The sequence below is a fragment of the Intrasporangium sp. genome, from assembly GCF_030452765.1.
Lineage (GTDB): Bacteria > Actinomycetota > Actinomycetes > Actinomycetales > Dermatophilaceae > Intrasporangium_A.
Window position 1 is genome coordinate 1 of sequence record NZ_JAKDLO010000040.1, and the last position, 22,794, is coordinate 22,794.

Below are 22,794 nucleotides of genomic sequence, written 5' to 3' on the forward strand. Positions count from 1 at the left end.
CGCGCCTCCCGTTTTCCCGGCGCCGGCGAGCGTGGCCGGAGAACTCGTTGACGAGCCCCCCGGGGTGCTTCAGGTGCGAGGGCGACCGGGCTGAGCGGCATACGAGCACGGTTGTATGCCGCTCACCTCCTCGCGCCCTCACCCTCGCGAGCCCTCGGGGGGCTTCGCTTGGTGAGGCTCCCCCGGGGCGGACCTGACCAAGGGTGCACTCGAACCCGCTCCGCGAACCGTGGCGCCCCGGCCGCGCGCAGCCTCGCCGGAAGGTCGCACTCGCCGCAGCGGGCAACCCGGTAGCTGGCTTGGTTGTGGGTCGCTTCCCAAACCACGTCGGGCATCGAGTCATCGACGAGCACCAGGAACTCGTCGGGGAACATCACCTCGTAGGCCTCGCATTCCGGGAAGTCATCGATGTCGCCCGTCAAGAGGATGTCCGCGTGGCAGGCGACGGCTGCGGCATGGACGTGGGCGTCATGCGGATCCGGCCCCGGATAGGTCCCGTCGACGACATAGTCTGCTACGCGACCGACCTCGAAGGTGCTCGCGATCAGATCGCGTATGTTCGACGTCTTCTTGCCGTCCCAGCAGGGATGCTGCTTGCGCAGGTGATGGATCGTGTCGGCGACCACGCCCTCGGACCAGTACACGACGGACGGCGGGGGAGCTCCCCATCGTGTGGAGCAGGCCGATCCAGTCCCGCAGCGTACGCGAGTACAGGATGTTCGAGTCGACGAAGACCTTGTGCGGGCCCAACTCCCCCATGCGTGGTGACCCTACCGAGGGGAGGCCGGCGGGGCCACCGGAGGCGGTCAGTCGTCGAGATCACGCAGTCGGGCGAACGCAGCCCGCTCCCGTGCTCGCCGGGCAGCCCTGGCCGTCAAGACATCTTCGGCATAGAGCCGTGTGTGACTGCCAGCCTTGTGGGCTGGGATCGTGCCGTTCTTGATCAGCGTCATCAGGGTTGGCCGCGAGATCGACAGAACAGCAGCGGCGGTCGTTGTGGTCAGCTCCCGCGGCAGGGACCCGATCGTCACGGTGCCTCCCCTCGCGAGAGCTGTCAACACTTCTTGAAGGAGGCGACCCACCTCAGCAGGGAGTGCGTCGATACGCTTCCCCTCGCGCTCGATGATCAGCTCTCCCGCAGGCCCATCAAGCTCACGCACGACTTGGCTCGCCAGCTCGGCTTCTCGCTGCGAGATCATCAGGCGGCTGCCATCAGCCAGACGCGTGGCCATCGGTGTCACTCTCCATGGTCGGCCGCGGGTCCATCACTCGCGAAACTGGGCTACGCCTACAACTGTAGGTGCTTCCACATATAAGCGCAATCGAAAACTGGCGGCGGAGTGGGTGTGTATGCCGCTCACCTCCTCCCGCGCTCAGGTGGGGTAGCGCTCCCGACGGATCGCCGCGAAGTCGTCCAGCAACGACGGGTCGTCGATCGTGTCGGGGTTGGCCGCCTTTCCGATCGGCAGGCCCTGCAGGATCCGTTTGACCGGGACCTCGAGCTTCTTGCCGGTGCGGGTGTGCGGGACCGCACGGATCTGGCGCACCTCGTCGGGCACGTGCCGCGGGGATGCCTTCTCGCGGATCGCCGACTTGATCCGGGCGACCAGGTCCTCGTCGAGGACACGGCCATCTTGCAGGACGACGAACAGCGGCATCCAGTACGAGGCGTCCTGCTGCTCGGCGCCGATGACGAGGGCCTCGGTCACCTCGGGGATCGTCTCGACCGCGGAGTAGATGTCGGCGCTGCCCATCCGCACCCCGTGCCGGTTGAGGGTCGAGTCGGACCGGCCGTGGATGACGACAGAGCCGCGCTCGGTGATGGTGATCCAGTCCCCGTGCCGCCACACGCCGGGATAGACGGTGAAGTAGGCGTCGCGGTACCGCCCGAGGCCGGGGTCGTTCCAGAAGTGCAACGGCATGCTCGGCATCGGCGCAGTGATGACCATCTCGCCGACGATCCCGCGCACCGGGCGGCCGTCGTCGTCCCATGCGTCCAGAGCGACCCCGAGCGCCGGGACCGAGATCTCGCCCGGCCAGATCGGCACGGTCGGGGCGCCGAGCGCGAAGCCGCTGCCGACATCCGTGCCGCCGGAGACCGACCACAGCGGGACCGGGCCGACCGCATCGAGCGCCCAGTGGTGCAGGTGTGGTGCGAGCGGGGACCCGGTCGAGCCCATGCCGCGCAGGTGGGACAGGTCGCACTGCTCGCGCGGGCGCACGGCTGCGTTCTGGCAGGCCTGCAGGTAGCCCGGGGAGATGCCGAGGAAGGTGACCCGCTCGTCGGCGACGACCTCCCACAGCCGGGCCGGGCTCGGGTGCACCGGCGACCCGTCGTGGCACACGATGCTCGCCCCGACCGCCAGCGCCGACGCCTGGATGTTCCACATGACCCAGCTGGGCGAGGTGTACCAGAAGAACCGGTCGCCGGCGCCGATGTCGATGTGCAGCGACAGCAGCTTGAGCATCTCCAGCAGGATGCCGCCGTGCCCGTGCACCATCCCCTTGGGCAGGCCGGTCGTCCCCGACGAGTAGAGCACCCACAGCGGGTGCTCGAAGGGCACCGGCATCGGCTCGAGCGGCGCTTGCTCGTCGCGTACGGCGACGGCGTCGGCCCAGGCGATCGCTCCGGTGGGGGCATCCGCGCCGAGGTGCGACACGACGATCGTGTGCTCGAGAGTCGGTAGGCCGTGCGCGAGCTCGGCGACCCCGGGCAGCCGGTCCACCCGCCGTCCGGCCCAGTGGTAGCCGTCCGCGGCGACGAGCACGCGCGGCTCGAGCTGGGCGAACCTGTGCACGACCGCGTCCGGGGCGTAGTCCTGCCCGACCGCGCTCCACGTCGCGCCGATCGCCGCCGTGCCCAGGAACGCGACGACCGCCTCGGGGATGTTGGGCAGGTAGCCGACGACGCGGTCCCCTTCTTCGACGCCGAGCCGCCGCAGCGTCGCGGCGAAACCGAGCACCTGCTCGCGCAGCTCGTGCCGGCTGAGGGCGCGACGGTGCCCTGCCTCGGTCGTCCCGATGACCGCCTCGTCGTCTGGGTCACCCTGCGCGAGAACGAAGCCCGCATAGTTGAGCGTGACGCCCGGGAACCAGTGGTATCCGCCCGGCATGTCCTCGCCCTCGAGAACGCTGGCACCTTCGGGCCGCGCCGGTAGGTCGAACCAGTCCCAGACCTCACCCCAGAAGCTCTCGAGCTCGCTCGTTGACCACCGCCACAACCCGTCGAAACCCTCCGCCGGGACGGTATGCCGCCGCGCAACATGCCGCTGGAAGCGCGCGAGCGCGCTGTCGTGCAGGTGGTGGTGGCTCGGCGTCCACAGCGGTTCGACCATGTCTGTTCCTTGCTCCACACTCGTGCAGATCTAACAGGACGCTTCAGATCTGCGCACGCTCACAGGACGGTACCCGGCAGGCGGTGCGCGATCGGCATCCCGGGTCGGTAGGCCAGGTGACGGTAGGAGGGCGCGTCCAGCACGGCGAGGTCGCGAGCCGAGGTGCCGAGTCGCACCGTCCCGATGTCGTCTCGACGCAACGCCCGGGCGGAGCCGGCCGTCGCCGCATACACCGCCTCCTCCGGCGACATGTTCATCTCACGGACGGCAAGAGCCACCATGAGCGGCATCGAGCTGGAGTAGCAGGTGCCTGGGTTGCAGTCGCTGGCCAGCGCCACCGCGACCCCGGCGGCGATCAGGCGGCTGGCGTCCGGATAGGGCGAGTGGGTGGAGAACTCCACTCCCGGAAGGAGGGTCGCCACCGTTCCCGAGCCGGCGAGCGCCTCCACGTCGGAGTCGGACAGGTACGTGCAGTGGTCGACGCTGGCCGCGCCGAGGTCCACGGCGACCTGCACGCCCGGGCCGGGACCGAGCTGGTTGCCGTGCACGCGCACCAGCAGGCCGCGGTCCTTCCCCGCCGTCAGGATGTGCCGCGCCTCGTCCTCGGTGAAGGCGTACTGGCTGTTCGGTTCGCAGAAGGCATCGATCCAGCGGGCGTGCGGAGCGCAGGCCTCGAGCATCTCGCCCGCGCACAGCTCGACGTATGCCGCTCGGTCGTCGTGGTACTCCAGCGGCACCACGTGCGCGCCCAGATACGTTGTCTCGGTGGTGAACTCGGCGGCGATCCGCAGTGCCCTGGCCTCCTGCTCGACCGTGAGGCCGTACCCGCTCTTGATCTCCACCGTCGTCGTGCCGAGTGCGTTCATCTCGGCAACGCGCGCGGCGACGAGGGCGCGCAGCTGCTCGTCGTCTGCCGCGCAGGTCGCCTCCCGGGTCACCGCGATGCCGCCGCCGTCGTATGGGGTCCCGGTCATCCGGGCGACGAACTCGGCACTGCGGTCGCCGGCGAACACGAGGTGCGAATGGCTGTCGACGAAGCCCGGCATCATCGTCTGCCGGTTCAGTTCGAGCCGCCCGTCGGCGTCGGGTACGTCCGTCTCGGGGCCGATCCAGGCGATCCTGCCCTCGTCGACGACGACAGCGGCGTCCTGCACGACCCCGAGCAGACCACGTTCGCGCGCGGGGTCGTTGGTCACGAGCTCGCTGATCCCGGTGACAGCGGTGGATGTCATGTGTCCTCCTGGTCTACTGCGGCACAGTGCACGACTACTTCCCTTGTCCCCCAGGCCTACGGACCGGAGGAGCCGGTGCCCCTCGGGACATCTGCGAGGGTCAGCGTGGCAATGGCCTCGGCGACCAGCCTGCCCACGTCGCCGAGCCGATGCCGTCCATCCTCGACGATCACCGCACCGTCCTTGACGACCGTGTGCACGTCGGGAGCGGACGCGGCATACAGGATCTGGTCGGGCTGCGCGCCCGCGGTGCGCGGCGAGTCGGCACGGATCGCGACCAGGTCAGCGCGCGCGCCGGCCTCGAGCCGACCGGCATCCGGCCAGCCGATGCCGGCGTGGTCGGTGGCGGCCGCGAGCAGCTGGGCATGGTCGAACCGGCCCCGTTGCAGGGTCGAGAGCCGTTCGTGCATCTCGAGGGCGCGGGCCTCCTCCATGAGGTCGATGACGGCGTGCTGGTCGGAGCCCAGGCTGAGCGGGCTGCCGGCGTCGAGCAGGGCGCGGGCCGGGCCGATGCCGTCGGCGAGGTCGCGTTCGGTGGTGGGGCAGAAGCAGCAGCTCGTGTGGGTGCCGCCGAGCAGCCCGATGTCACCCGTGCTCAGGTGGGTGGCGTGCACCGCAGTGGCGTGCTGGCCCAGGGCCCCGGCATCGTGCAACAGCTCGGTGGGCGTGCAGCCGTAGACCTGTCGGCAGGTCTCGTTCTCGGCAGGCTGCTCGGACAGGTGCACATGCAGCGGCGCCCCACCCACCGTCTGGACGACCGTGGGGATCTGGTTGCGGGGTACCGCCCGCACCGAGTGGATCGCGGCGCCGACGACGGTGTTCTCGTCGCCCTTCAGCTCCTGCCAGCGGCGAGCCCAGCCGTCGGCGTCGCCGTCGCTGAACCGCTGCTGCTCCGGTGACATCTGCAGGTGCCCATCACCGCCGAGTCCGCCTGATACATAACAGGTGTCGAGCAGCGTGAGGCGCACACCGGCCTCTGTGGCTGCCTGCCGGAGAGCCTCGCCCATCGCGTTCGGGTCCGCGTAGGGTGTGCCGTCCGGCGCGTGGTGAACGTAGTGGAACTCGCCGACCGCGGTGATGCCGGCGAGCGCCATCTCGGCGTAGGTGGCGCGGGCCAGGGCCAGGTAGGAGTCGGGCTCGAGGCGCGCGGCGACGGCATACATGACCTCGCGCCAGGTCCAGAAGGTCCCGCCCCCGTGGTGGGTGCGGCCACGCAGGGCCCGGTGGAAGGCGTGGCTGTGGCAGTTGGCGAAGCCGGGCACGACGACCCCCGGCAGCCGCGTCGCTCCCTCGCGGCTCCCGCTCGCTGTCACCTGCGTGAACCGGCCCTCGGACACCTCGAACCGCACGGACTCGGCAGGCCCGCCGGGCAACAGCGCGTTCGCGGCCCAGTAGGCCGTCACGACGGTCCAGCCTGGTCAGGCGAGGAACCCGCGCCGGCCGCGAGATCCTGCACGACCTTGGTGAGCGCCGCCACGCCGCGGTGGCAGTCGTCCTGCTCGGCGAACTCCTCCGGGGAATGGGACACGCCCGTAGGGTTGCGGACGAACAGCATCGCGGTGGGGACTCCTGCGGTAGCAAGGATCCCGGCGTCATGTCCGGCGCCGGTTCCCAGCAACGGCACCTCGTCGCCGAGCACCTGACGGAGTTGGGACACTAGACCTGCATCGAACGCGGTGGTGGGCGTCCAGGACTCCTCGACGATCGTTCCGCCACGTTGTGCCGTCTCGTCCGACAGGGCGGCCACGGTGGCCCGTACGTCGGCCTCGACGGGACCGCGGCTGTCGAGCCACACGGTGGCGTGCGAGGCGATCGCGTTGACACCCCCCGGTTCCAGACGCAGCTTGCCGACCGTGGCGACCGTCGCGTGGCGTTGTGCCTCCGCCCGGGCCGCGAGAACCAGCTCGGCGGCCAGCAGGGTGGCGTCCTGACGGTCCTCGAGGCGGGTTGTCCCGGCATGGTTGGCCATCCCCGGCAGGTCGATCCGCCAGCGGCCGTGCGGCCAGATGTTCGTGCCGATCGCCACGGCGGAGGTCTCCGGGTCGAGGTCGGCCAGGGCCCGGCCCTGCTCGACGTGCAGCTCGACGAAGCAACCGACCCGCCTCAGCGTCTCGTCGTCCCGACCGATCTCGTGCGGGTCGCGCCCGGCGGCCCGCAACGCCTCGGCCATGGTGACGCCGTCGACATCGGCGAGGCCCCGAGCACGGTCGGCATCGAGGGCCCCGGTGATCACCCGCGATCCCGCGCAGGCAACCCCGAAGCGGGCACCCTCCTCGTCGACGAAGTTCACCACGCCCAGCGGGCGGTCGGGCGCGAATCCCTGCTCCCGCAGGGCATCGATCACCGCGAAGGCGGACACCACCCCGAGCGGGCCGTCGTAGGCGCCGCCGTCGGGGACCGAGTCCAGGTGAGAGCCGATCACGACGCCCTGTCCAGGCGCCTCGTCGGGGTTGCCCCACCAGGCCCACTGGTTGCCCATCCGGTCGCTCGTCAGGTCGAGTCCCCGGCGGACGCTCTGCTCGGCGAACCACTCATGCAGGGTGTGGTCCTCGCCGGTCAGTGCGAAGCGTCGGTAGCCACCGGTGGACGCGACCCGTCCGACCGGATGCAGGTCGTCCCACATCCGGTCGAACTCGCCGATCACGGCGGCAGAGGGCAGCCCCACAGGTTCAGCCTTCCTGCATGGGGATGCGGACGCCGCGCTCGCGGGCGACCCGGTCGGCGATGTCGTATCCGGCGTCGACGTGACGGATCACACCCATGCCCGGGTCGTTGGTCAGCACTCGCGCGAGCTTCTCGGCGGCCAGCGGCGTGCCGTCGGCGAGCGAGACCTGCCCGGCGTGGATGGAGCGGCCGATACCGACGCCGCCACCGTGGTGGATCGACACCCACGACGCCCCGGACGAGGTGTTGACGAGTGCGTTCAGCAGCGGCCAGTCCGCGATCGCGTCGGACCCGTCGGCCATCGCCTCGGTCTCCCGGTAGGGCGAGGCCACCGAGCCGCAGTCGAGGTGGTCACGGCCGATCACGATCGGTGCCGAGACCTGACCCGAGGCGACCAGGTCGTTGAACGCCAGCCCCGCCCTGTCGCGCTCGCCGTAGCCGAGCCAGCAGATGCGGGCGGGCAGGCCCTGGAAGGCGATCTTCTCGCGGGCCCCGCGCATCCACTTCTGCAGACGGTCGTTGTCGGGGAACAAGTCCATGACCGCCTTGTCGGTCGCGTAGATGTCCTTCGGGTCACCTGAGAGCGCCGCCCACCGGAACGGGCCCTTGCCCTCGCAGAAGAGCGGCCGGATGTAGGCCGGCACGAACCCCGGGAACTCGAACGCCCGCTCGTACCCACCATGGCGTGCCTCGTCGCGGATCGAGTTGCCGTAGTCGAAGACCTCGGCCCCGCCGTCCTGGAACTCGACCATGGCCTTGACCTGCTTGGCCATCGACGCGCGGGCCCGATCGGTGAACTCCTCCGGCTTCTTCTCGGCGAACTCGTGCCAGTCGGCCAGGTCCACGTCCTCCGGCAGGTAGGACAGCGGGTCGTGTGCCGAGGTCTGGTCGGTGACGATGTCGATCGGCACCCCCCGGCGCAGCAGCTCCGGGAAGACCGTGGCCGCGTTGCCGACCACCCCGACACTCCACCCGCGCCGCTCCTGCTTGGCCCGCAGAGCCTTCTCGACCGCGTCGTCCAGGTTTTCGGCGACCTCGTCGAGGTAGCGGTGCTCGACCCGCCGGTGCAGCCGTTCCGGGTCGACGTCGACGATGAGGCAGGCGCCCTCGTTGAGGGTCACCGCGAGCGGCTGTGCCCCGCCCATGCCGCCGCACCCACCCGTGAGCGTCAGCGTCCCGGCCAGGGTTCCGCCGAACCGCTTGTCCGCGATGGTGGCGAACGTCTCGTACGTGCCCTGCACGATCCCCTGGGTGCCGATGTAGATCCACGACCCCGCGGTCATCTGGCCGTACATGATCAGCCCGAGGTGCTCCAACCGCCGGAACTCCGGCCAGTTGGCCCAGTCGCCGACCAGGTTCGAGTTCGCGATGAGCACCCGCGGCGCCCACTCGTGGGTCCGGAACACCCCGACCGGCTTGCCGGACTGGACCAGCATCGTCTCGTCGTCCGCCAGCGTGGTCAGCGTGCGCACGATCGCGTCGTATGCCGACCAGCTGCGCGCCGCGCGACCCGTGCCGCCGTAGACGACCAGGTCATCCGGCCGCTCCGCGTTCTCGGGGTCCAGGTTGTTCATGAGCATCCGCAGCGGGGCCTCCGTGGCCCACGACCGTGCGGTCAGCGTCGTCCCGCGCGGAGCGCGGACCGGGCGTGCACCTTCCATCTCAGTTCCCTTCTCGATCAAGCCGTTTCATCGACTCGTGCTTGCTGCCAGGGGCAGTATCAGGCCTTCAGGAATTCGCGTGTGCCGCTGGGTGAGCCCGCGAGGGGTCCCTCCCCCCGACAGCCTCCCCCTCGATCGAGAGTGCACTTCTCCCGATCGAGAGTGCACTTGTCCTGATCGAGAGTGCACTTGTCCTGATCGAGAGTGCACCTGGTCATTGCGGGATTCCGCACTCTCGATGCGAACTAGTGCACTCTCGATGGGAACTAGTGCACTCTCGATGCGAACTTGTGCACTCTCGATGGGGAATGCTGCACTCTCGATGGGGAATGCTGCACTCTCGGTCATGGGTCAGCGGAGGGGGCCGGTGACGGACTCGGCCGCGGCGACGACCGAACGGTCGGTGACCGCCTGCCACGCCCCGTCGATGTCCGGGGCGAGGAACCGGTCGGGCCCCGGTGCGGTGCGCGTCACCGCATCCAACGCCGCGATCACCGCGGCCTCGGCAGGGCTCGGCTCCAGCGGCGCCCGCAGCTGGATCCCCCGCGCCGCGGTGAACAGCTCGATCGTGAGCACCCGCGAGAGTGCATCGACCGAGCGGCGCAGCTTGCGCGCCGCCGACCACCCCATCGACACATGGTCCTCCTGCATCGCGGAGCTCGGGATCGAGTCGACCGAGGCAGGCACCGCGAGCCGTTTGAGCTCCGAGACCATCCCCGCCTGCGTGTACTGCGCGATCATCAGACCCGAGTCCACCCCGGGGTCATCGGCCAGGAACGGCGGCAACCCATGGTTGCGAGCCTTGTCGAGGAACCGGTCGGTGCGCCGCTCCGCCATCGAGGCGACGTCGGCCGCGACGATCGCCAGGAAGTCCAGCACGTACGCCACCGGTGCCCCGTGGAAGTTGCCGTTCGACTCGACCCGACCGTCGAGCGTCACGACCGGGTTGTCGACCGCCGACGCCAGCTCGATCGCTGCGACCCGGGCGGCATGCTCGACGGTGTCTCGCGCCGCCCCGTTGACCTGCGGCGCACACCGCAAGGAGTACGCATCCTGAACCCGCGTGTCGTCGGCCGTGTCGTGCGATGCACGGATCGGTGAATCTGCCATCACGGCAAGGATGTTCGCTGCGGACGCGGCCTGGCCCGGATGCGGGCGCAGCTCCTGCAGGTCGGGCTTGAACACGTTGTCGGTGCCCATCAGCCCGTCGACGCTCATCGCCGCGGAGATGTCGGCCACCTTGAGCAGGTGCCGCAGGTCGTCGATCGCGAGGATCAGCATGCCGAGCATGCCGTCGGTCCCGTTGATGAGAGCCAGGCCCTCCTTCTCGCGAAGCTCGACCGGCTCGATGCCGGCTGCTCCCAGAGCAGCACCCGCCTCCATCTCGGTCCCGGCGGCGTCGCGCACGACGCCCTCGCCCGTCACCGCGAGGGCGCAGTGGGCCAGCGGTGCCAGGTCGCCGGAGCAGCCGAGCGACCCGAACTCGCGCACGACGGGAGTGACCCCGGCACTGAGCACGGCGGCATACGCCTGCGCCGTCTCGAGACGGACGCCGGTGCGCCCGGTCGCGAGCGTCGACAGCCGGAGCAGCATGAGCGCCCGGACCACCTCACGCTCGACCTCCGGGCCGGTCCCCGCGGCATGGGACCGGATCAGCGAGCGCTGCAACGCAGTTCGCATGTCGACGGGGATGTGCCGCGTCGCCAACGCCCCGAACCCGGTCGACACCCCGTAGTGCGGGACCGTGTCGTCAGCCAACGCCTCGATCACCTCACGGCTGCGCTGGATCCCGGCCAGCGCCTCGTCGCTGAGGGTGACCCGGGCGTCGTGCCGAGCCACGGCGATGACGTCTTCGAAGGTGACTGGTCCGACGCTCACGATGACCGGATTACTCATACCTGCGACTCGCCGCCTCGCCGTAGTTCGGGTGTTGAGGCTGACAGTCTTGCCCAAACCCGGGGCAGCCGCTACCCCACGGATCGCTCGACACGCAGCGGACCGGTCGCCGCCCCATGACCGGGCTCAGGTGGGGGTCACTCGGTGATGGGGACATCGCCCGAGGCTCCCTCCCCGATGGCGCGTGCCACCCGGCTGGACAGGTCCGAGCGATGCTGGGACCGGTCCGAACCATCCGGTCGGGGGCTGCCCGGACCGGCGGGCGAGACGCTCGGCTCGGCGGTGCCACGCGTGGCCGGCCGGAGCGATCGGCTCGTCTGGCGGGGCCGGTCCTGCTCCTCGGCGAAGCGTTGCAGGGCCCGCTCGGTGAAGACGCTCAGCCCGAGCTCGGCCCGGTAGCCGTGCACCTCGGGGATGTCGAGGTGGGTCAGGAAGGTGAGGATCTGCGCGGAGACGACTTGACCCGGGACGAGGACGGGGAACCCGGGCGGGTAGGGGACGACGAACGTCGCCGAAACCAGGGTGCGGCCCCTGGCCAGCAACGCGGGCGCGTCGGCCAGCGGGACGTACTCGCGGTTGGCCTCGTCGTAGGCGGCGTAGAACGCCGCGCGGAGATCTCCCTCCGGGCTCGCCATGGAGGGCCGGAAGGCGGGGTCGAAGGCGCTGAAGTCGGGCAACGGGGGCAGCTGGCTCGTCAGGACCCTGGTCCGTTTGCCCATCAGGACCCGGTCGGCGTGGCTCGCGCCCTCGACCGCCTTGGCCAGGGCGACTGCGATCCGGCGCAGGACGTCGAGCAGGTACTGCACGCTGGACCACGTCACACCGATGGTGAAGATCAACAAGACGCTGTTGAGCGAGGTCTTGTTGATCTGGATGCCGAAGCGGTCCATGAGGATCCGCTCGCGGAACTCGAACCCGCTCATCCCGGTCCGGCCCAGGTACAGGGTGACGCGGGTGGGGTCCAGCACGAACTCGTCATCGGCCCAGGCCTGGTCCCATTCGGGGTAGCTCGCCACCGAGTCCGGGTCGGCCAGCCGCAGATAGCTGGTGGCCCCGGACGGACGGTACTGCGCCGGGACCAGGTCGGCCTGGTCGAGGACCCGGTACCAGCGACGCAGCAGCGGGTCGTGCTTGACCCGGTAGCGGAACGCCAGCGCCATCTGGTAGGCGTTCCGGACCATCCGGTACCCCTCCAGATCCACCTGGCGGCGCGCGAGGTCCAGGGACGCGACGAGCTGCTGGTTCGGCGAGGTGGAGGTGTGGGTGAGGTATGCCTCGCTGAACTGCTCGTGAACGTCCCGGTCGAAGTCCTGGTCCCAGACGTGGATCATCGAGCCCTGCCGCAGCGCGGACAGGGACTTGTGCGTGGAGTGCGTGGCGTAGACGCGCACCCGCGCGACATTCGGGTCCGGCAGCAGCCGATGGTCGGCCCAGTCGGACTCCGGGACGTCGGCCATGGTGGCGCGCCAGGCCTGGTACTCGGCCCGGTAGGCGTCGCTGCCGAGCCGCAGGGACAGGCGTGCGGCAGCGTCCATGGCCGTTCGCCCGCGCGCGAAGGGAACCGCAATGGCGAAGGCATACCACGCCTCGTCCCACAGGAAGCACATGTCCGGCTTGATCGCCAGCACCTCTTCCATCACGCGGGTCGGGTTGTAGGTGATTCCGTCGAACGTGCAGTTGGTCAGCAGCACCATGCGGACCTGGTCGAGTCGTCCGGCCGCCTTCAGCTCCAGCAGCGTCTGCTTGATCGTGCGCAGCGGCACCCCGCCGTAGATGGCATACCGCTGCAGCGGGTAGGCATCCAGGTAGAGCGGCCGCGCACCGCTCAGCATCAGGCCGTAGTGGTGTGACTTGTGGCAGTTGCGATCGATCAGCACGATGTCGCCGGGTCGGGTCAGCGCCTGCAACACCACCTTGTTCGCGGTGGAGGTGCCGTTCGTGACGAAGTACGTCTCGCGGGCACCGAAGGTGATGGCGGCCTTGTCCATCGCCTGCTTGACCGTGCCGCGCGGGTCGAGCAGCGAGTCCAGCCCGCCGGAGGTGGACGAGGTCTCGGCCAGGAAGATGTTGCGACCGTAGAACTCGCCCATGTCCTGCAGCCATCGGGAGTTGAAGATGCTCGCTCCCCTGGCCACCGGCAGGGCGTGGAACTGCCCGATCGGTGCCGCCGCGTACCGACGCAACGCGTCGAAGAACGGGGTCGCGTAGCGGCGGCGAATCCCGGCGAGCACGGCCGCCCGCAGCTCCGCCTCCTCGTTGAGCCGGTAGAAGGTGCGGGCGAACACCCCTTGGGTGTACGGGTCGCGCGCCGCGACCGACTCATCGGTCAACAGGTACAGGTCCAGGTGCGGTCGCAGCTGGCGGATCCAACGGCCGCACCGGATGCCGTTGCCGGCCCTGTCGCCGACCGACCCCGGCTCGAAGTGGACCAGCGCCTCGAGCAGGCTCGTCCAGGACGAGGCTCGCAGGGTCAGGTCGCGGCGGATGATGCAGGCCTGGATCTCGTCGTTGAGCGCGACGGCGGCCAGCGCCTCCTCGACGCTGCCGACCACCAGCAGCCCGAAGGCGAGCTCGTGGCCGTCCAGCTCGAGCCTTCGCAGCTCTTCGGCCACCGACTGGGGTACGTCCTCGGGAGTGTCGTCGGCGATCAGCACCGTCACGAAGCGTCGGGCACCGGCGAGCAGGTCAGGGGGTTGCTGGGCCAACGGGAGCGCCAGGTCGAACAGGCTGCCGCCGTCACCGAACTCGGACATCCGGTGCACGGCACGGCTGACGAACTGACGCACCAGCTGGACGTCCCGGTGGGCGAGGTACTCGCGAATCCGCTGCAGGGTCGCCTGGCCCGGGAACAGCCAGAACCGTTCGTAGGACTCCAGCTCGTCGAGGAGCCCGGCAAAGGCCTCCACCGACCCGTCGAGGTCCAGGCCCGCCTGGGCCGTGTCGGTGAGCTGCTGGGCTGCGGTCTCGAGCCCATGCCAGCGGTCCAGCCGCCGCTGCGCCGGACTGGTCACCATCGCCTGCAGCGACACGTCCACGCCCGCTGACATCGAGACCATCCCAGCCACCTCCGTCGAACCCATGGGCACGTTCGAGATACCACCGTAGAGCGACAGCCCGGCGGGCGACAGCGCAGCCCCGAACCTCCACACACGAACCGTCCGAAGATCCTCGTCTTGACAGGTGCCATGGCTCACAACAGAGTGTGGCCCAGGATCGATACGCGGAGGTGTCGGATGCCGTCGTTGCGCGAGCAGGTCACGAGACGCAAGCCAGTGCACGAGATGTCGGTCGAGACGGGCGCCGATACGGGGCACAGCGAACTCGCCCGCACCATCGGCCTGTGGCAGCTGACCTCCATCGGCATCGGCGCCACCATCGGCACCGGTATCTTCATCGTGCTCACCCAGGCGGTGCCCGTTGCCGGCCCGGCAGTGGTCTGGTCCTTCGTCATCGCGGGGGTCGTCGCGGGCCTCACCGCCGTCTGCTACGCGGAGCTCGCCGGCGCCGTCCCGGTGGCCGGGTCGTCCTACTCGTACGCGTACGCCGCGTTCGGGGAGCTGACCGCCGTCGGGATCGGCGCGTGCGTGCTGCTCGAATGGGGCGTGGCCGCCGCGGCGGTCGCGGTGGGGTGGTCCGAGTACCTCAACCAGCTCCTGGACAACCTGTTCGGCTTCCGAATCCCCGCGGCGCTGGCTCAGGCGCCTGAGCAGGGTGGCATCATCAACCTGCCCGCGATCATCCTCGTGGTCATGTGCATGCTCCTGCTCATCCGCGGAGCGAGCGAGTCGACGACCGTCAACGCCGTCATGGTCGCGATCAAGATCGGCGTGCTCATCCTGTTCATCGTCGTCGGACTGCAGGGCTGGAACTCCGGCAACCTGCAGAACTTCGCCCCGTTCGGGATGGGCGGTGTGACCACGGCGGCCGGCATCATCTTCTTCTCCTACATCGGGCTCGACGGTGTCGCCACCGCCGCGGAGGAGGCGAAGGACCCGCACCGCAACCTGCCGCTGGCGATCCTCATCTCGCTCGTGGCGGTGACCCTGCTCTATGTCGTGGTCACCCTGGTCGCCACGGCTTCCCAGCCGATGTCATCATTCACGGACCAGAAGGCGGGCCTCGCGCAGATCCTCATGGACATCACGGGTGCGAACTGGCCGGGCACGGTCCTGGCCGCAGGGGCCGTCATCTCGATCTTCAGCGTGACGTTGGTGTGCATCTACAGCCAGACGAGGATCCTGTTCGCCATGTCCCGGGACGGGATGGTCCCGCCGCTGTTCCACAAGGTCAACCCCCACACCCGCACCCCGGTCCGCAACACGGTTGTCGTCTCGGCGTTCGTCGGCGTCCTGGCCGGGCTGATCCCGATCGAGTTCCTCGCCGAGATGACGAGCGTCGGGACCCTGGTGGCGTTCGGCGCGGTCTCCATCGGGGTGCTCGTGCTGCGCCGGACCGCACCCGACCTGCCCCGCGGGTTCAAGGTCCCGTTCTACCCGGTCACGCCGATCCTGTCGGTGCTCGGCTGCCTGTGGATCATCGTGAACCTGCGGGTGATCACCCTCTACGTGTTCCTCGTCTGGATCGCGGTGGCCATCGCCTTCTACCTGCTCTACAGCAGGCACCACTCCCACCTCGGTCGGCACGAGCACGTCGGCCTGGCAGCCGAATCCAAGGAACCCCTGTGACCCGCGTGCGGTGTCGCCGGGATCGGGACGCGCCACGCCGGGACTGGGCCGTATGCCGCTGAGCCGGCTGAGCGGCATACCCAACCTGCGCCGGCCGCCGGCTGAGAAGGCCAGTGCCGCGGCCACCCATGCGGCGCGAACGGCTTCGGTTGGCGCAGACTGCTGACCTCGGGAGGTGCCGTGCCGTCCTGGCGTCCGGGCCGAGCCCGCCTGGCGATCCTCACGCACGCCTTCCTGCTCCAGCTGGCCGCGTACATCGTCCGGCCGGCCTCGGCCTACCGCGCCATGGAGCTCGGCGTCGACCCGGGGCTGGTCGGGCTCATCGCGGCGAGCTTCGCCCTCGTGCCGCTTCTCGTGGCGGTCTTCGTCGGACGGTGGGCCGACCGTGGACGGGCGTGGGCTGCACTGCTGCTGGGCGCGGTTGTCATGGTCGGGGCAGGCGCGGGCCTCGTGTTCGCGGCAGGAAGCCTCGGCGCGCTGCTGTCCTGGAACGCCGTCATCGGGCTCGGTCACCTGCTCAGCGTGCTCGGCGAGCAGACGATGGTCGCGGCAGCCGGACGGGAGCGGCGCGACGGGCTCGACTCGGCGTTCGGCACGTTCACCTTCGCCGGGTCGCTCGGTCAGGCTGCGGCGCCGCTGATCCTCGCCGGCATCGGCGGGGGCGCGGTGCTGCCGGACACGCGACCGCTCATGCTCGCCTACACCGCCGCGTGCATCGGGCTGCTCGGGGTGACATTCGTCTTGCGCCGCAAGGGATCCCACGGCGCTGATGCCGAAGCGCCCCGTCCTGGCTGGGCGGCGCTGCGTGTGCCCGCCGGGACCAAACGGACCATGGCGGGGGCGATCCTGCTCAGCATGTTCGTTCTCGCCGCTGTCGACCTGATCCAAGTCTACCTGCCCGCGCTCGGGGTCGAGCGGCAGTTGCCGTCGTGGCTCATCGGGGTCCTGCTGACCGTCCGGGCCGGCGCGACGATGGTCTCGCGGCTGGGTCTGGCCCGACTCACCAGCCGCATGGGGCGCAACCGGCTCGTCGTCGGCTCGACCCTCGCCGCAGGCGGCGCGGTCGGCCTGGTCGCGGTGCCCATGCACCCGGTGCTGCTGGGTGGGTGTCTGGTCGTCGGCGGTTTCGCCCTCGGGGTCGGCCAGCCGCTGTCGATGTCGATCGTCACCCTCGCTGCGCCCGCGGGCACGACCTCGACGTGGCTCGCCCTGCGGCTGAGCGGGAACCGCCTCGGGCAGTCGGCGATCCCCGCGATCCTCAGCGCCGCCACCGCGAGCGTCGGCACGTCCGGGATCTTCGTCGTCACCGGCGTCGGCCTGCTCGGCACCGCCGCCGTGGCGCGTGCCCTCATCCCTGACGATCGTGGTTGAGCACCACGCTGGCTCGACCCGGCTCAAGCCCGCTCCGCCCTGGCTTGACCCTCGGCCCGACCCTGGCTCTACCCCAGGTCGCGCGGTAGGTTGACGCGCATGACAGCAGAGCCGAAGCAGGAGCCCCAGCCGGTTCGCGAGCTTCCCGGAGCGGTCGAGTTCACCAAGACGATCACGGAGTTCGACGTCTACTCGTTCGCCGGCATCACCGGTGACTTCTACCCGGTCCACATCAACGCGGTGTACGCGGCCACCCATCCGGTCGGCGAGCGGGTCGCGCACGGCGCACTCACCGTCGGGCTGATGTCCACCGTTGCCGGGCGGTGGATGCTGGCGAACAACATCGACGGCCTCTCCTTGGGCTACAACCGGATGCGCTTCACCAAGCCGGTGCGCTTCGGAGACACGATCAGCCTGGCGCAGGCGATGACGGAGCGTTCCGAGGACGGGCACCGGATCACCTGCCGGGTGGAGGCGCGCAACCAGGACGACCAGGTCGTCGCGGTGGCCGAGCATCTTGTCTGGGACCCGGCACCGGCAGGGCATTGAGATAGGCTCGGCGTGTCCCGAGCCCGATGACGCAACCAAACGACCGGCACTCGGGCATGGGTCCGGCCGCACGGGCGAGTGACCTGCAAAATTGACCGGCAAGCGACATGGTGGTGAGGCTCGAGATGAGACGCAGCGAGTTGGAAGAGTCGGTCGGCGGGGCCATCTCGGTCGGTGCGGACACCTTCGATCCGATGAGGGTCCGGGAGCTGGTCAAGCTCATCGCGCGCCCGGAGGTGCTCCTGACCGAGACGCCTCGCCTGCTCGCGGAGTGGACGAAGGTGGCACTCAACCTGTCGGAGATCGAGATCCCGAGCCGTGACCCGTTCTACGGCGACCGCCGGTGGCACGAGAATCCCGTCTACCGCCGTCTCGCCCAGGGCCACCTGGCCTGGACGCAGTCGGTCGAGCGGATGACCACCGTGGACGGCGCGGACTGGGAGAGCCAGAAGCGTGCCCGCTACCTGACGGACATCCTCACCGGTGCGGCTTCGCCGGCGAACTTCTTCCCGACGAACCCGGTCGCGGTCTCGCGGGCGCTGGAGACCGGGGGCATGTCTGTCGTGCGCGGGATGCAGCACTTCCTGCGTGACCTGAAGGACAACGGCGGCATGCCCAGCATGGTCGACACCACCCCGTTCCGGGTCGGCGAGAACATGGCGTGCACCGCGGGCTCGGTGGTCTACCGGGAGGACATCTTCGAGCTGCTGCACTACCAGCCGACCACGGAGCAGGTGTACCGGCGCCCACTGCTGTTCGTCCCCCCGGAGCTGAACCGGCACTACGTCCTGGATCTCGCGCCCGGCCGGTCGATGGTCGAGTTTGCGATCTCGCACGGCATGCAGACGTTCATGATCGTCTGGCGCAACCCGCGCGAGGACCCTGCCCTCGGCCACGGGACGTGGGGGCTCGAGGAGTACCTCGAGGCGCACATCCGCGCCTTCGACATCGTCCGTGAGATCACCGGGGCCAAGGACCTGAACCTGGTGGGGCTGTGCGCCGGCGGGATGACCAGCGCGCTCGTGCAGGCCCATCTGGCCGAGAGCGGCGCCAACCCGGTCAACGCGGCCACCTACATAGTGACCATGCTGGATGCCCGCAAGCCGAACGGGGTGACCATGATGGCCACTCCCGGCGTCGAGGGCGAGCTGTCCAAGGCGGCGTCCGACGCGAAGGTCTACAAGGCCAAGCAGGTGGCCCACAACTTCGCCTGGATGCGGCCCAAGGACCTCGTGTTCAACTACGTCATCCACGACTGGCTGCTCGGTGAGGAGGCCCCGTCCTTCGACGTGCTGGCGTGGAACGACGACGCGACGAACCTGTCCGCCAAGTTCTCCCGGGACACCAACGGCCTGCTGGCCAACCACATGGTGGCCGAGCCGGGCGGGATGACCCTGCTGGGCACCCCGATCGACCTGTCCAAGGTGACCTCCGACGGGTTCGTCGTCGCAGGCCAGCGTGACCACATCACCACTTGGCGGCCGTGCTACATGACCAGCCAGCTGCTGGGCGGCGACAAGCAGGTCGTGATCGTCAACAGCGGACACATCCAGACCTTCGTCAACGCGCCCGGCAGCTCGCGCTACAAGTACCGGATCGCACCCGCCGGGGGCCCGGACCCGGACGCCTGGCTGGCCCAGGCGCAGGAGCACCAAGGCTCGTGGTGGCCGGACTGGATCGACTGGCTGGAGCCGCGGTCCGGGACCCAGAAGCCCGCCCCCGCGTCCTTGGGGAACAAGAAGTACCCACCGCAGGAGCCCGCGCCCGGGACCTACGTGCACGAGAAGTAGCAGAGGCATCCACCACGACCGGAGGAGAGCGTGATGGATGTGCTGGGCTGGCTGAACGAGTGGACGCAGACGCCCGGCTTCGCCGGCATCGCGGCCGTCATCGCGGCCGTCATCGCCTACCGGGGGGTGCGCCGCACGAACCGGAACGATGCGGATCTCGCCGCGGCGAACCAATGGTGGGACCAGGCGCGCTGGGCCAGTGAGCGTCTCTCGGGCGACAGCAAGAGCGCAGCCATCGGGCTGGCCGCCTTCGACCAGCTGCTGGAGGTGGCACCCGGTACCAAGGCGGCCGGGTTCGTCCGTGCCGCCATGCGCTCCCTCATCGAGACGCACCCACCGACGACCGAGTCGGCCCTGCCGCGCGACCTGCAGACCGGACGGATCAACCAGCACAAGGCCGCCCAGCTCTACGTGGCGGCGAGCCGGGCAGCGGGCGCCCCGATCCCGGAGCACATCGAGGACCTCGCGGCATCCTCCGAATGACGTCGCCGAGCCATGCCCATCACCAGCTCCGCCATCTCGCTCAACGTTGCCGACGTCGCCGCCTCCGCGGCCTGGGCCACGGACCACCTCGGCTTCACGCAGGACATGGCAGCAGACGGCTTTGCCTCCCTCAGCCACCCGCAGGCGGGCTTCAACCTCGTCTTTCTCGCCACCGGCCTGCCGACGTTCAAGCCCGCCTCGGTCGCGGGGCCGGCCGACGGCCTGCTCGTCGTCTTCACCGTCGAGGACATCGACACCGAGTACGACCGGCTCAGGGGCGAGGACGTCAGCATCGTCACGCCCCTCGAGACAGAGCCCTGGGGGGAGCGCTACTTCCAGATGAGCGACCCCAACGGCGTCGTCTACCAGCTCGTCCAGTGGGTGGAGCCGACCGATCCGCAGTACGCCCACTGAGGCAACGGAGCTCACGAACTCGGTTGGGCGGCATACGAGCTCGTATGCCGCCCAGTCATGTCGCGACCTCAGCGGGCGAGCGTGGCGGCTGCCCGCACGAGTGCCTCGACGTCGATGCCGTGCAGCTCGTAGGCGTCCTCGACGCTCGAGGACTGGCCGAAGTCGGTCACCCCGAGGTTACGGATCCGGTCGCCGCGCACCCCTGCGAGGAAGGCGAGCGTGTGTGGGTGCCCGTCGAGGACGGTGACGATCGGCGCCGGTCGGTCCGCCGGGAACAGCACGTTGAGGATCGAAGCGCTGCCGCCGCCGAGCTCGTCGCGTGCCCGGAGGGCTTCGAAGATCCGGTCGGCGCTCGTGAGGCACACGACCCCGGCCGGGATCCCCAGCGCCGCAAGGCGATCCGCGGCGGCGACCACCTCGGGCAGGATCGCACCCACCCCGGCGAACGTGACCCGCTCCCCCTCGGGTGAGCTGATCCGGTAGCCACCGGCGAGGACCTGCTGGCGGCGCAGCTCGAGCAGGGCCGGGTCCTCGGGGAGCCGTGCGAGGCTCTGGTCGACGGGCCGCGTGGTCAGGCGGAAGTAGGCGGAACGGCCCCCGGGCCGGCCGATGTGCCGCATCGCCTCGAGCAGGCACCATTCGAGGTCCTGGGCGAACGCCGGCTCCCACGCCGTGCACCCGGGCTGCTCCAGCCCGATCGACGGCGTCGTGATCGACTGGTGCGCGCCGCCCTCGGGCGCGAGCGTCACGCCCGAGGGGGTGCCGACGAGGATCGACTGGCCACCCGCGTAGATGCCATAGGACCACGGCTCGAGCGCCCGGCCGACGAACGGGTCGTAGATCGTCGCGATGGGGATGAGCGGCTGGCCCCATCGGCTCCACGTGGCACCGAGCTCTCCGGCGAGGCAGACCAGGTTGGTCTCGGCGATACCGAGCTCGATGTGCTGGCCGCGCGCTCCCTCGGTCCAGCGCAGGACACGCTCACGGTCGTCGGCGAACCAGTCGTGCCGCTCGCCGACAGCCCACACGCCGGTCTTGTTGATCCACCCACCGAGGTTCGTCGACGAGGCGACGTCGGGGCTGAGCGTGACGATGCGGCCGGCGACCTCGGGTGCGGCGCGGACGATGTCGGACAGGAACCGGCCGAGCGCCGACTGGGTGGACCCGACCGCCTTGTAGTTCCACGGCAGCGACGCCGGCACACCGGAGATCGTATGCCGTTGAGTCTCCTTGCGCTGCAGCTGTTCCCGCACGCTCGTGCAGAGCTTGTCCGCTTCCATGCCGGGCGCGAACCGCTGCCACGGCGCCTCGAGGGTCATGCCGGACAGCTCGGCCAGCTCGGTCAGCTGCTTCTCGGTGAGCTGCGCCGAGTGGTTGCCGGGGTGGCCCTCCGTGGCGAGGCCGCGACCCTTGACGGTGTAGGCGAACAGCACCGTCGGGCGGGTCGCCTCGACCTGGCCATAGGTCTCGAGGAGCAGGGCGAGGTCGTGCCCGCCGAGGTCCCGGATCGCGTGGGCCAGCTGCACCGGCGGTAGCGGCTCGAGCAGTCTGCGCAGGCCGGGGGACGGGTCGGTGCCGAGCAGACGCCCGAGCAGCTCGTCCGGGTGGCTGCGCAGGAGCCGCTGGTACTCCTCGTTGGGCATCTCGTCCATCCGGCGGCGGAACTCCTCACCACCGGGGCGGGTGAACAGCTCGGTGATCCGGTGGCCCCACTTGGCGGTGAGCACCTGCCAGTCAGCAGCGGCGAACATCCCCTGGAGGCGGGCGATCTGGACGTCCGGGATGATGCGGTCGAGGGACTGGCGGTTGAGGTCGACGATCCACAGCACCTCGCCGAGCTGGCGGGCGTCGGTGTCCGTGATCGCCTCCCAGACCGCACCACCGAGCAGGCTGATGAACCTCCCCGCCCGCGGCGTCTCCGGGAACTGGTCGCGCAGGTAGCGGTGCGACATCGCGGCCCAGAGCGGTGCGGTCGCGCCGATGCCGACGCTGCCGGTCGAGAAGTCGACCCGGTCGGGGTCCTTGGTCCGGCTCGGGTAGGACTGCAGGCCCCCCTTGTCCCGCAACCGGGTCAGGTAGGACTCGTCGAGGCCGCCGAGAAGGTAGTTGATCGCGTGCAGGACCGGCGACGCGTGCGGCTTGACCGAGACCTGGTCCTCGGCGGTCAGCTCGGCGAACCACAGCGAGGTCATGATGCCGACTATCGACGCGCTCGACGCCTGGTGCCCCCCGACCTTGACGCCCGAGGTGTTCGGTCGGCCCCGGTTCGCCGCGTCGATCATCGCCGTCGAGATCCACAGGACCCTTTGCGCGATGGAGTCGAGGACGGTCTCGTCGACGGTGGCCCCCGCCGAGAGGGGGCGCCCGTTGACGCTCGGCTCGACCGATGCCGACGCTGTTGCCGTGGTGGTCACCATGGCGCCCATCCTCTCAGCCCACTCCCTTCAATCGACAGTGCAGCAGTTCCCATCGAAAGTGCACCAGTTCCCATCGACAGTGCACCAGTCCCGATCGAGCGTGCACCAGTCCCGATCGAGCGTGCGCCAGTCCGATGACAAAGGAGCCCAATCTCACTCGAGTCATTCGTTCGACTGAGCCGAACCAGGCGCTCCGGGCCTCCCTCGCTGTGCCTTCTGTCGCGACTCCTCGGGGCTCCGGTCCTCCCTCGCTGGCGCTCGGTCGATCCTCACCCCCGTCGTCGTCCGGACTCGCTC

General features: G+C 69.8%; 16 protein-coding genes. 6 read left to right on the forward strand and 10 right to left on the reverse strand.

The features are described from left to right. Window positions 1-122: 122 nt before the first annotated feature. The 9 genes from L0H79_RS07155 to L0H79_RS07195 form a co-directional block, all read right to left on the reverse strand. Complete coding sequence (locus L0H79_RS07155; protein ID WP_301483898.1) at window positions 123-644, reverse strand: PIN domain-containing protein; 522 nt, start codon at window positions 642-644, stop codon at window positions 123-125. A gap of 162 nt (window positions 645-806) precedes the next feature. Beyond that, a complete protein-coding gene (locus tag L0H79_RS07160) occupies window positions 807-1,232 on the reverse strand; it encodes an excisionase family DNA-binding protein (protein ID WP_301483899.1) in 426 nt (141 codons plus the stop codon). A 141-nt stretch (window positions 1,233-1,373) separates the two neighbouring features. Next, window positions 1,374-3,335 (reverse strand): acetoacetate--CoA ligase, encoded by a 1,962-nt coding sequence (locus L0H79_RS07165; RefSeq protein WP_301483900.1) that lies wholly within the window; start codon window positions 3,333-3,335, stop codon window positions 1,374-1,376. A gap of 59 nt (window positions 3,336-3,394) precedes the next feature. Beyond that, on the reverse strand, window positions 3,395-4,567 hold the full coding sequence (gene hutI / locus L0H79_RS07170) for an imidazolonepropionase (protein ID WP_301483901.1): 1,173 nt from the start codon (window positions 4,565-4,567) through the stop codon (window positions 3,395-3,397). Window positions 4,568-4,623: 56 nt separating this feature from the next. After that, window positions 4,624-5,970 carry a formimidoylglutamate deiminase gene (locus tag L0H79_RS07175; RefSeq protein ID WP_301483902.1) on the reverse strand — a complete coding sequence of 449 codons (1,347 nt, stop codon included), beginning with the start codon at window positions 5,968-5,970 and terminating at the stop codon, window positions 4,624-4,626. Beyond that, complete coding sequence (locus L0H79_RS07180; protein WP_301483919.1) at window positions 5,967-7,190, reverse strand: allantoate amidohydrolase; 1,224 nt, start codon at window positions 7,188-7,190, stop codon at window positions 5,967-5,969. The genes L0H79_RS07175 and L0H79_RS07180 overlap by 4 nt, the downstream gene beginning before the upstream one ends. 46 nt (window positions 7,191-7,236) lie before the next feature. Next, window positions 7,237-8,892 (reverse strand): urocanate hydratase, encoded by a 1,656-nt coding sequence (gene hutU, locus L0H79_RS07185; RefSeq protein WP_301483903.1) that lies wholly within the window; start codon window positions 8,890-8,892, stop codon window positions 7,237-7,239. A gap of 351 nt (window positions 8,893-9,243) precedes the next feature. After that, window positions 9,244-10,788 carry a histidine ammonia-lyase gene (gene hutH, locus L0H79_RS07190; protein ID WP_301483904.1) on the reverse strand — a complete coding sequence of 515 codons (1,545 nt, stop codon included), beginning with the start codon at window positions 10,786-10,788 and terminating at the stop codon, window positions 9,244-9,246. A 137-nt stretch (window positions 10,789-10,925) separates the two neighbouring features. Continuing rightward, a complete protein-coding gene (locus L0H79_RS07195; protein ID WP_301483905.1) occupies window positions 10,926-13,844 on the reverse strand; it encodes an aminotransferase class I/II-fold pyridoxal phosphate-dependent enzyme in 2,919 nt (972 codons plus the stop codon). 177 nt (window positions 13,845-14,021) lie between these two features. Between L0H79_RS07195 and L0H79_RS07200 the strand changes: the two genes are divergently transcribed. From L0H79_RS07200 to L0H79_RS07225, 6 genes are all read left to right on the forward strand, one after another. After that, window positions 14,022-15,473 carry an amino acid permease gene (locus L0H79_RS07200; protein WP_301483906.1) on the forward strand — a complete coding sequence of 484 codons (1,452 nt, stop codon included), beginning with the start codon at window positions 14,022-14,024 and terminating at the stop codon, window positions 15,471-15,473. A 180-nt stretch (window positions 15,474-15,653) separates the two neighbouring features. Then, window positions 15,654-16,844 carry an MFS transporter gene (locus L0H79_RS07205; RefSeq protein WP_301483907.1) on the forward strand — a complete coding sequence of 397 codons (1,191 nt, stop codon included), beginning with the start codon at window positions 15,654-15,656 and terminating at the stop codon, window positions 16,842-16,844. Between the two features lie 99 nt (window positions 16,845-16,943). Beyond that, window positions 16,944-17,393 carry a MaoC/PaaZ C-terminal domain-containing protein gene (locus L0H79_RS07210; RefSeq protein WP_301483908.1) on the forward strand — a complete coding sequence of 150 codons (450 nt, stop codon included), beginning with the start codon at window positions 16,944-16,946 and terminating at the stop codon, window positions 17,391-17,393. Window positions 17,394-17,518: 125 nt separating this feature from the next. Then, window positions 17,519-19,183 (forward strand): alpha/beta hydrolase, encoded by a 1,665-nt coding sequence (locus L0H79_RS07215; protein ID WP_301483909.1) that lies wholly within the window; start codon window positions 17,519-17,521, stop codon window positions 19,181-19,183. A gap of 33 nt (window positions 19,184-19,216) precedes the next feature. Further along, window positions 19,217-19,666, forward strand: a complete 450-nt coding sequence (locus L0H79_RS07220) for a hypothetical protein (protein ID WP_301483910.1) — start codon at window positions 19,217-19,219, stop codon at window positions 19,664-19,666. A 12-nt stretch (window positions 19,667-19,678) separates the two neighbouring features. Further along, window positions 19,679-20,080: a VOC family protein gene (locus tag L0H79_RS07225; RefSeq protein ID WP_301483911.1), complete on the forward strand. Its 402-nt coding sequence runs from the start codon at window positions 19,679-19,681 to the stop codon at window positions 20,078-20,080. A 68-nt stretch (window positions 20,081-20,148) separates the two neighbouring features. Here the strand turns inward: L0H79_RS07225 and L0H79_RS07230 are convergent, their stop codons facing one another. Next, window positions 20,149-22,497 (reverse strand): pyruvate dehydrogenase, encoded by a 2,349-nt coding sequence (locus tag L0H79_RS07230; RefSeq protein WP_301483912.1) that lies wholly within the window; start codon window positions 22,495-22,497, stop codon window positions 20,149-20,151. Window positions 22,498-22,794 lie beyond the last annotated feature (297 nt).

What these genes read in the sequence shown, in the direction of transcription:
- L0H79_RS07160 (WP_301483899.1), bottom strand. Translation starts at nt 1,232, where the DNA reads ATGGCCACGCGTCTGGCTGATGGCAGCCGCCTGATGATCTCGCAGCGA.
- L0H79_RS07165 (WP_301483900.1), bottom strand. Translation starts at nt 3,335, where the DNA reads ATGGTCGAACCGCTGTGGACGCCGAGCCACCACCACCTGCACGACAGC.
- hutI (WP_301483901.1), bottom strand. Translation starts at nt 4,567, where the DNA reads ATGACATCCACCGCTGTCACCGGGATCAGCGAGCTCGTGACCAACGAC.
- L0H79_RS07180 (WP_301483919.1), bottom strand. Translation starts at nt 7,190, where the DNA reads ATGTGGGACGACCTGCATCCGGTCGGACGGGTCGCGTCCACCGGTGGC.
- hutU (WP_301483903.1), bottom strand. Translation starts at nt 8,892, where the DNA reads ATGGAAGGTGCACGCCCGGTCCGCGCTCCGCGCGGGACGACGCTGACC.
- hutH (WP_301483904.1), bottom strand. Translation starts at nt 10,788, where the DNA reads ATGAGTAATCCGGTCATCGTGAGCGTCGGACCAGTCACCTTCGAAGAC.
- L0H79_RS07195 (WP_301483905.1), bottom strand. Translation starts at nt 13,844, where the DNA reads ATGGTCTCGATGTCAGCGGGCGTGGACGTGTCGCTGCAGGCGATGGTG.
- L0H79_RS07200 (WP_301483906.1), top strand. Translation starts at nt 14,022, where the DNA reads ATGCCGTCGTTGCGCGAGCAGGTCACGAGACGCAAGCCAGTGCACGAG.
- L0H79_RS07210 (WP_301483908.1), top strand. Translation starts at nt 16,944, where the DNA reads ATGACAGCAGAGCCGAAGCAGGAGCCCCAGCCGGTTCGCGAGCTTCCC.
- L0H79_RS07215 (WP_301483909.1), top strand. Translation starts at nt 17,519, where the DNA reads ATGAGACGCAGCGAGTTGGAAGAGTCGGTCGGCGGGGCCATCTCGGTC.
- L0H79_RS07220 (WP_301483910.1), top strand. Translation starts at nt 19,217, where the DNA reads ATGGATGTGCTGGGCTGGCTGAACGAGTGGACGCAGACGCCCGGCTTC.
- L0H79_RS07225 (WP_301483911.1), top strand. Translation starts at nt 19,679, where the DNA reads ATGCCCATCACCAGCTCCGCCATCTCGCTCAACGTTGCCGACGTCGCC.
- L0H79_RS07230 (WP_301483912.1), bottom strand. Translation starts at nt 22,497, where the DNA reads ATGGTGACCACCACGGCAACAGCGTCGGCATCGGTCGAGCCGAGCGTC.